General features: G+C 42.5%; 7 protein-coding genes and 2 pseudogenes. 4 read left to right on the top strand and 5 right to left on the bottom strand.

Annotated elements, in window-relative coordinates; all coding sequences use genetic code 11:
- Positions 1–139: 139 nt before the first annotated feature.
- The 3 genes and pseudogenes from ACOCD9_RS04380 to ACOCD9_RS04370 form a co-directional block, all read right to left on the bottom strand.
- Positions 140–223 (bottom strand): annotated as a pseudogene (locus ACOCD9_RS04380) (IS5/IS1182 family transposase); the annotation flags it as partial.
- Positions 224–358: 135 nt separating this feature from the next.
- Complete coding sequence (locus tag ACOCD9_RS04375; protein ID WP_287702376.1) at positions 359–1225, bottom strand: glycosyltransferase; 867 nt, start codon at positions 1223–1225, stop codon at positions 359–361.
- A 20-nt stretch (positions 1226–1245) separates the two neighbouring features.
- Complete coding sequence (locus ACOCD9_RS04370) at positions 1246–2850, bottom strand: hypothetical protein (RefSeq protein WP_419546510.1); 1605 nt, start codon at positions 2848–2850, stop codon at positions 1246–1248.
- Between the two features lie 285 nt (positions 2851–3135).
- Here ACOCD9_RS04370 and ACOCD9_RS04365 point away from each other — a divergent pair, with 285 nt between their 5' ends.
- Complete coding sequence (locus ACOCD9_RS04365; protein WP_419546508.1) at positions 3136–4794, top strand: hypothetical protein; 1659 nt, start codon at positions 3136–3138, stop codon at positions 4792–4794.
- Complete coding sequence (locus ACOCD9_RS04360; RefSeq protein WP_287702370.1) at positions 4791–5756, top strand: glycosyltransferase family 2 protein; 966 nt, start codon at positions 4791–4793, stop codon at positions 5754–5756. Before ACOCD9_RS04365 ends, ACOCD9_RS04360 begins: the two co-directional genes overlap by 4 nt.
- A gap of 44 nt (positions 5757–5800) precedes the next feature.
- Here the strand turns inward: ACOCD9_RS04360 and ACOCD9_RS04355 are convergent, their stop codons facing one another.
- Complete coding sequence (locus ACOCD9_RS04355) at positions 5801–6166, bottom strand: DUF1815 family protein (RefSeq protein WP_002754785.1); 366 nt, start codon at positions 6164–6166, stop codon at positions 5801–5803.
- Positions 6167–6771: 605 nt separating this feature from the next.
- On the opposite strand from ACOCD9_RS04355, the gene rpe reads away from it, so the two are divergent.
- Positions 6772–7479, top strand: a complete 708-nt coding sequence (gene rpe / locus ACOCD9_RS04350; protein WP_002736739.1) for a ribulose-phosphate 3-epimerase — start codon at positions 6772–6774, stop codon at positions 7477–7479.
- Between the two features lie 48 nt (positions 7480–7527).
- On the opposite strand, the gene hisN is transcribed toward rpe, so the two are convergent.
- Positions 7528–8334 carry a histidinol-phosphatase gene (gene hisN, locus ACOCD9_RS04345; RefSeq protein WP_419546506.1) on the bottom strand — a complete coding sequence of 269 codons (807 nt, stop codon included), beginning with the start codon at positions 8332–8334 and terminating at the stop codon, positions 7528–7530.
- Here hisN and ACOCD9_RS04340 point away from each other — a divergent pair.
- Positions 8333–8518, top strand: a pseudogene (locus ACOCD9_RS04340) (hypothetical protein); the annotation flags it as partial. The gene hisN and the pseudogene ACOCD9_RS04340 sit on opposite strands and share 2 nt — an antisense overlap.

The following is an 8518-nucleotide window of genomic DNA, read 5'->3' as shown; positions in this document are numbered from 1 at the left end:
CTCCAGCTACATCAAATGTTCCAAAAAAATATAGAAGAGCTAATGCAAATTAGCCGCTATCGGTTGAAGGATTACATCAAAGGACAAAGAGCAATATCGCTTGCCCTATCTACCTTCTAGCTCGCTTGTCCCCCTCTCAGGGTATCTCTGCTTGATTTAGTAGAGCTTTTTTTCCTTTTAAACGGAAGTTTCCCGATTGTAAAAGCATCCGTCTTTTTGAATTGTTCATCTGATAAGTTTTGATAATCTATACTTTTGCTAATAAACATAGCAAAAGCATAGATGATTTCCTGACATAAGATCACATTTTATTCTTTTTTTGACTTCTATCTAAAAATTGATAAAAAAGCAAAATCCTTCATTGCACCATAAAAAAATTATGCAAGAGGTCTATTCTTTGACAATAGAGTTGAATTCCTTGCAGCTTGGCTAGGGAGAATTTTGGTTTAATGGGAAGGAGCAGTAAAGACATAAAACTCATCCGCAGCAAGCGATAAACAAGGATAGTTAAAGTCGTATGTTTTTCGAGACTGAGAAGATAACTATAGATATTATGAGTTAGTCTTAGATAACCATAGCGACGGGTGATAGAAGATGGTTCATGAATGATTTTAATCTGATTGGTAACAACGACTAAATAGCCTTGATTTGCGTATCTTCGGGAAAAATCAAAGTCTTCGTAGTAGAGAAAGTAATCGGGATCAAAATGGGGACAAGTGGAAAAATTCGAGAAATTAATTAATAAACTGCATCCCGTCACCCAGTCAGGAATAAGATAGGGTTTATCTCCATAGTCTAAGGATTCCTCCACCACGTTAATTGTGCCGATTTTGGCATTAAATTTTCCCCAACCAAACCAGATTTTACCATCCGGTTCGTAAATTTCTGTACCAGCGATGGCAACTTCCCGATATTGCTGAAAAAATTTGCTTGCTTTCTCCAGAGAGTCCGGTAATAAGTAAGCGTCAGGATTAACTAACCAAACGATAGCTTCTCTGTCTTGTTGATAAATCCAATCAAGTCCCACATTACATCCTTTCCCAAATCCTAAATTTTCCCCCGCTTCAATAATCTTGACTCTTTTCGCTGCTAAAGATTGGATATTTTTATCTTCAGTGGAATTGTTAACAATGATGAGAGTAGCAGATAAGTCATCGTCGAGGGAAGCGATTAAACGCTTAATTAATTCCGCGCAATTGTAGTTAACGGTCAATAGATAAATCATTACAGATAAAAGGTAGAGAATTACTTTTTCTGAAGACGACAGAGATTAAAATTTTCAATTTTACTGGGAAAGGGTTGACAACTTTGGAAGTCAATAACGAGATTTTCCTTCGCTAAATCACCCACTATATCAGGCGATTTTTTATTAAAGTCCGTCTGGAGAATGTAGAGAGATTCTGGGGGAGTATTAGCAATAAATGTCTCGGCATTTTTTCGCATTAAAGTTCCTTCACTGACTCCCATATTTCCTCGCAATCGCACAAAACGAGTCGAGGCAGGAAAATGGGGAACTAGATAACCTGTTCCTTCATCTCCCCACACAACAATCGTGGAATTTTCGTAGGGTTTTAATGCTTGACTATCGATACCAAAATAATTATCTGACCATCCCATTCTCCACCAGTCTAAGGGTTTGACTGTAGCGGCAATTAAGGCAAAAATAGCGATAGATATTATAAAAACTGTCCTTTTATGAGGATAAAAATAGGCAATAATCAGGATAATTAAAACCGGTGTGATTAACTCTAGAACCATCAGATAACGATAAATAGAAAACCCCTTTAACCAGATCAGATAGGCACTACAATAAAAAGGTAGTAAAAATCCGAGAATGGGTAAATGGACTAAATTATTTTTTTGCTCTAGAGAACGGCGAGAGGTGTAGCGATAAATAATTACTCCCAGAAGAATAACAATTAAAAGATAGGCAATAGCAAAACGAGTCTCTTTAAATTTTACCTCAGCCACTAGGGTTTGTTCCTGCACAAAATAAAAGGGATAAAATAAAAATTGCCAAACATCTTTCGGTAAAAAGCGTACATCTTGCAGGTTAAAATCTGTTTCGATGTAGGGAGATTGAAAAATTTTGTTGAAGAAGGGAAAAAGGGGATTAGCAAAATTAGTCCACATCAGGATTATCCAATAACCCATCGTCAGGGAAAATCCCACAGCCATAGAGAGAATTAAGGACAGAAGATTACGCAGCTTTTCCCTGATGGTATTGGTTAAAAAACTAATCGCCACGATTAAACTGATACTATACAGTGCCGTGGTCAATTTTAGTCCTGTTGCTAGTCCTAAAAGCAATCCTGCGAAAATTATAGTTTTAACCTTAACCGGTTGATTACGACCAAGACAAGCGATAATTAAAAATAATCCTGCCAAAACAAAAACACTGCTGGTACTATCGCCGATACTTGTTCCTAACTCTGATAGAAAAGCTGCCCCAAATATACTGGTAATTGCTGCCGCTACGCTTAAAGTTATCTTGTATCTTTTGCCAACTTTATCGAAGGAGTGATAAGTGATTAAATGAACTAACCACTGATTTAATCCATGGAAACCTCCCAAGAAAAAACCGACCACCACCGGAGGTATTTTTAGGTAATAGATAGCAAGGAAAAAAGGAACATCCATCAAAGGATTAAAGAAAGTTTGTATCTGTGCTGGGAGGACATCATACTTAAAACGTCCCGTTAATAACATATAGGGATTATAAAAATGATAATTGCGTAAATCCCAGCTAACATCTTGACCTAAGATAACTGATAAAATCCCTAGTCCGATAAAATAAACTACTGCCCAGAAGAGGGGATGAGTCAGGGTGAACCGTTTTAATAATGCCATAATTTAATCAATAATTTTGGTGACTTCGACGAGAAAACTAAACCCAATAGGACTGTTTACTTTCAGCAAAAGCCAATCAGTTATTAGTTTTTACTGTGCCATTAGACTAATTACTAGCTCTGGGATGAGTCGGCCTTTTAGCTGATAGCTTTTTACTTGATATACCATGTTTGGCTAACAAATACAAACGGAAACTTTTGACTCCAAAAAACGTCTTTGGGCAAGTTGACCAAATTTTGATATACTAAGGTGATAAAATTGCCCACCATACTGACTCGATCGCCAATGAAGTCTAGAAAAGGGTTAATCTCGGTCAAGCAAGCTTATCTAAAAATTCTATCGGTGATCCTAGTTCTGGCGATAATTGGTTTATCGGTAGTCGGAAACTATGGTATCACTTGGGACGAACCGATCGAAGTGGATATGGTCAATCATAATCTCGAATATATCCGAGAAAACAAGCCCATATCAGAAATGTCCCGTCATTACGGCTTTTATTTTAACTACATATCCCAACTTATCTACGAAACCAAAGAAAATTTTTTCCCTGCTACTGCCAATCTTCCTCCCAATCCCACCGATAAGGAGGAATGGCTATCGAGGATCTGGCAAATAACCCGGGTTAAGCACGTCGTCACCTTTCTTTTTTCCCTGATTGCCTATCTATCGGTGGTGGGAATCGTCGCTATCTTAGCAGGAATCGAATCTGCTTGGTTAGGGGCGCTAATTTTAGCCCTATTTCCCGCTTTTTGGGGTCATAGCTTCTTTAATCCCAAAGATATTCCCTTTGCAGCCATGTTCACCCTCGGAACCTTCACGGGTTCCCTATTGCTGGATAAATATTTTCAGTCCGAAAATCAGGCTATTAAACTAGGATTTAACCGTTTAACTGTTTATTCTTGTCTCTACGGGATTATCGCTGGTTTAATCACCGGAATTCGCATCGGTGGCTTTTTTATCCTCTTTTATCTCATCTTCGCCCATCTGGTGGCCCGATGGGATCTCAAAACCCTCCCCAAAACTCTCTGGCGTTTTCTGCCCCTATACGCAGTTATTGTACTTTTTTGGGCAATAACCACCTATATTGTTCACCCTGCCGCTTGGAGAAACCCGATTACTTGGTTTATCGAAGCGATAACCCTCATGTCCAAGTTTAACATCTGGGATAATACGGTTCTCTTTGACGGTCAAAATATCCCCGGTCGTTCCTTGCCTTGGTACTATCTACCCCGGCTATTTTCCCTCACCACCCCCGTCCTCCTGCAAATCGCCGTCTTGGTGGGTGTAATGGTGATTTTGACAAAAATGACCAAATTAACGCCAACCCAGCGTGCTTGCGCCCTAATCACCGTACTCCAAGCGTTTTTACTGCCTACCGTTGCTATCCTGCGTCAATCTACTCTCTACGACGGCATCCGTCACTTTTTATTTGTCATTCCCGCCCTAGCAGCGATCGCAAGTACGGCTATTATTTGGACATACCATAAACTCAAGCGAAAGTCAATAAAAATCTTTCTAACGACCCTGCTAATCCTCAACTTTAGCGTCATCGTCTATGACATGATTAGCCTGCATCCCTACGAATACACCTACTATAATCGCGCCTACGGAGGCTTAAAAGCAGCCCAAGGTCAACAGGAAACCGATTACTGGGGATTAAGTCTCAAAGAGGGGATGGAATGGCTTAATCAAAATGCCGCCGCTAACTCTACCATCGTCGTTGCCGGTCCGATGTTTGCGGCAGAAATGGTAGAAGATCACCAACGAAACTTTACGATGATCTATCGAGATGACTTTGCTTGGGGAAAGGCCCCCGACCCCGATTATTACATGGGTTTATCCCGATACGATTATTTCCAAGCTTTCCCCCATTGTCCCACTGTTCACGCCGTCCAACGCCAAGAAACCCCCCTAACTATCATTAAACATTGTCGTCAGCCATGATCGAAATGACCGCTATTCCGCCGATTTCCCTGCAAAACTACCGTATCGCCGCGATTATTCCCTGTCACAACGAAGAACTAACGATCGCTAAAGTTGTCTCCCAATTCCAAACTTTTCTGCCAGAAGCGGCAATTTATGTTTATAACAACCGCTCTACCGATGATACCGTGACGGAGGCACTCAAAGCTGGGGCGATCGTGCGTCAGGAAATCCAACCGGGAAAAGGCAATGTTGTCCGGCGGATGTTTGCCGATATCGAAGCGGATATCTATATTCTTATTGATGGCGATGATACCTACGAAATTGCGGCAGTACGTCGCTTAATTGAACGAATGCTGCGGGAACAATTGGATATGGTGGTCGGTGCGCGTCGGGAAGCGGCAAAATCCTCCCAGGCTTATCGTCCGGGTCATCGCGCTGGTAATCTATTTTTAACAGGATTCGTTAAATTTCTGTTTGGAGCGCGTTTAATCGATATGCTCTCTGGTTATCGTGTCTTTTCCCGTCGTTTCGTCAAATCTTTTCCCGCTTTATCCAATGGTTTCGAGATTGAAACCGAGTTAACTATCCACACTTTAGAATTAAAAATTCCCTTCGCTGAAGAACCAACCCTCTACGGGGAACGTCCCGAGGGTTCCCAAAGTAAGTTAAAAACCTTTCAAGATGGCTGGCGGGTATTGGGAACCGCTATTCTACTTTTTAAAGAAATTCGTCCTTTTCTCTTTTTTAGCCTTGTCTCGCTGATTTTGGCGGTTATTTCCCTCCTCTTAGCGATTCCCGTCCTGTTTGAATACCTCGAAACCGGCTTAGTGCCACGTTTTCCCACCGCTATTTTATCGGCCTCGATCATGCTTTTAGCCTTTTTAGGTTTGACCTGTGGCATGATCCTCGATTCCGTCTCCCGGGGACGAAAAGAGATGAAACGAATGGCTTATCTAGCTAACAGTTGGCTGAAAGCTTAGGGAAAAAAGCTCCCTAAACATACAAGTTTAGGTCACATCTCCAGTTAAACCGTCTCTAACCGTTGCAGCACGGAGGAGGGTTTTTTGTCAATAAATTCCGCCGGCGGAATTTGATATTTAATCAGATTGGCTAATTCCTGTAGTTGGCTGATGGCTTCCGCACCTTCGAGTTTCATTAACTCTCGATCATCGCGCATTTCTGTCCAGGTGATGCCGTAATCGGACACGAGAAACCGAATTAGATGGGTTTCACCCAATCCCACCATAAAAGATGCGCTATTCATTTGACCGCCACAGGTGTAGCAAGATACTAGATAACCTTGATTTTCTAAGGCGATCGCTAAAGCCTGTAAATCCATGACTAAGTCTTTGACCAGTTGGCGATGCTGTTCTGCAAGTCGTTTAAACACAATTTTCCTCCTGATAACACTCCTCAAGTATAAAACCTTAACACTTTTTTAAGATTCTTTTCTGAGAAAATAGGGTACGTGAACTAAGTTTTCTTACGGATGGTAAGTAACAAAATGTAAAGAACCCTAAATCTAGGGTAGCGTAAATTTCTGAGATAGCTAAGTATATATAACTACAGAGCCACCAGTTTATCTATCTTTCCACCCCCTCGATCCCAACTATTCCCATCATGCCTATTTTTAAAGTTTATGATCCAGTTTCGACAAAAAAGTTCGTAAATCTATATTGACAATTACATAAACCTATGCTTCTATGCCGGATGCGGAGGGGTGTGGGGTGTAGGCTTCGGCCGTGAGCTCAGCCGAACGGGTGTGGGGTGTGGGGTGTGGGCTTCGGCCGTGAGCTCAGCGTTCGACCGAGCTCACGCCGAGGTCCGAACGGGTGTGGGGTGATGGGGTGATGGGGTGTGGGGAGAATAAATAAAAATAATCTCCTGTCTCCTGTCTCCTGTCTCCTGACTCCTGATCACTGATTACTGATCACTGATCACTGATTGCTGATAAGATTGTTACGAAAATATAAACACGAAATTCTATAGTTAGCCATGACCCAAAACGGAAGCTCGAAGTCGATCGTTGTCTCTCCCTCGATCCTATCGGCGGATTTTAGTAAATTAGGAGCCGATATCGAGGCTGTGGATAAGGCAGGAGCCGATTGGATTCACGTTGATGTGATGGATGGTCGTTTTGTCCCGAATATCACCATTGGACCCCTGATTGTCTCCGCTATTCGTCCCTATACGAAAAAACCTTTAGATGTGCATTTAATGATCGTCGAACCAGAAAAATATGTGGCTGACTTTGCGAAAGCGGGTGCTGACATTATTTCTGTTCACGCTGAACATAATGCTTCTCCCCACCTTCATCGTACTCTTTGCCAAATTCGCGAACTCGGTAAACAAGCGGGTGTGGTATTAAATCCCTCCACTCCCTTAGATTTAATCGAATACGTGCTGCATTTGTGCGATTTAGTCTTAATTATGAGCGTTAACCCTGGTTTTGGTGGCCAGAGTTTTATCCCGGAAGTTGTCCCCAAAATCCGTCAATTACGTCAAATCTGCGATGAAAAAGGCTTGGATCCCTGGATTGAAGTGGATGGCGGCTTAAAACCGGCTAATACTTGGCAAGTTCTCGAAGCGGGTGCTAATGCGATCGTAGCAGGTTCGGCGGTATTTAATGCCCCCGATTACGCAGCAGCGATCGAAGGTATCCGTAACAGCAAACGTCCCCAACCTCAATTAGCCACGGTTTAATTGCCGCAGGGGTGGGTTAGCTGTTGACTAATTATCTTAGTATTGGCACTAACCCACTCTGCTGATTTGTTCTAAAACCTGCCGCCATAAACCCGAATTAGAGACGGCTAAAACTTCGCTAGAATCAGCTTGTAGGGGACTACCCGACCAATCGCTAATTATTCCGCCTGCACCTTCAATAATCGGGATTAAAGCACAAAAATCGTAGTATTTCAGGTCTGATTCTAGGATTACCATCGGCATGGCAGTGCAGCCAGTGGCTAACATCATATAGTTATAACAATCACCCCCAAAAGCGGTACGTTTGCAGACGGTTTGCAGCTGACGAGCGATCGCCTGTTGTCGTTCTGTGATAAACATTAAGGGAGTGGTGGAGGCTAAACAGGCATTTTTTAAGACAAGTTCCCGATCTTGACGGTAGGGATTAACAATCATCTGGTTATTATAAAGACTCCCTTTTCCCTTCACTCCTAACCAGCGATCGCCTAAAATCGGTTGATCGACAATTCCTAAAATCGGTTGATTTTCTGCCACTAGGCCGATTAAAGTCCCAAAAATCGGCAATCCCTTGACAAAAGAGGATGTGCCATCGATGGGATCCAATACCCAATAACGACCACTTTGGGAGGGAATATTGGCTCCTTCTTCCCTAATAACCCCATCTTCAGGCAATTCTCGCCGAATAATTGCCACCATTGCCTCCTCAGCTTCTTGATCGGCGATTGTTACTATTGAGGAAACTTGATCGAGTTTGGTTTCGGTTTCTAGATGAGGCTGCCGAAAATAGCGCCGGATAATCTCTCCAGAAGTGTCCGCTAATTGATGAGCTAGTTGGATAGTGCGATCGATATTCATGAGGGGAAACAATACAGCAGAATTTAGAAGACAGGAGACAGGAGTAGGGAGTGTGGGAAGTGGGGAAGTGGGGAAGTGGGGAAGTGGGGAAGTGGGGAAGTGGGGAAGTGGGGAAGTGGGGAAGTGGGGAAGTGGGGAAGTGGGGAAGTGGGGAAGTGGGGAAGTGGGGAAGTGGGGAAGTGGG

It is taken from the genome of Microcystis sp. (genome assembly GCF_048564745.1).
GTDB lineage: Bacteria > Cyanobacteriota > Cyanobacteriia > Cyanobacteriales > Microcystaceae > Microcystis > Microcystis ichthyoblabe_A.
Note: the sequence above shows the minus strand (reverse complement) of the source record. Positions and strands in the feature narration are given on the sequence as shown.

What these genes read in the sequence shown, in the direction of transcription:
- ACOCD9_RS04375 (WP_287702376.1), bottom strand. Translation starts at nt 1,225, where the DNA reads ATGATTTATCTATTGACCGTTAACTACAATTGCGCGGAATTAATTAAG.
- ACOCD9_RS04370 (WP_419546510.1), bottom strand. Translation starts at nt 2,850, where the DNA reads ATGGCATTATTAAAACGGTTCACCCTGACTCATCCCCTCTTCTGGGCA.
- ACOCD9_RS04365 (WP_419546508.1), top strand. Translation starts at nt 3,136, where the DNA reads ATGAAGTCTAGAAAAGGGTTAATCTCGGTCAAGCAAGCTTATCTAAAA.
- ACOCD9_RS04360 (WP_287702370.1), top strand. Translation starts at nt 4,791, where the DNA reads ATGATCGAAATGACCGCTATTCCGCCGATTTCCCTGCAAAACTACCGT.
- rpe (WP_002736739.1), top strand. Translation starts at nt 6,772, where the DNA reads ATGACCCAAAACGGAAGCTCGAAGTCGATCGTTGTCTCTCCCTCGATC.
- hisN (WP_419546506.1), bottom strand. Translation starts at nt 8,334, where the DNA reads ATGAATATCGATCGCACTATCCAACTAGCTCATCAATTAGCGGACACT.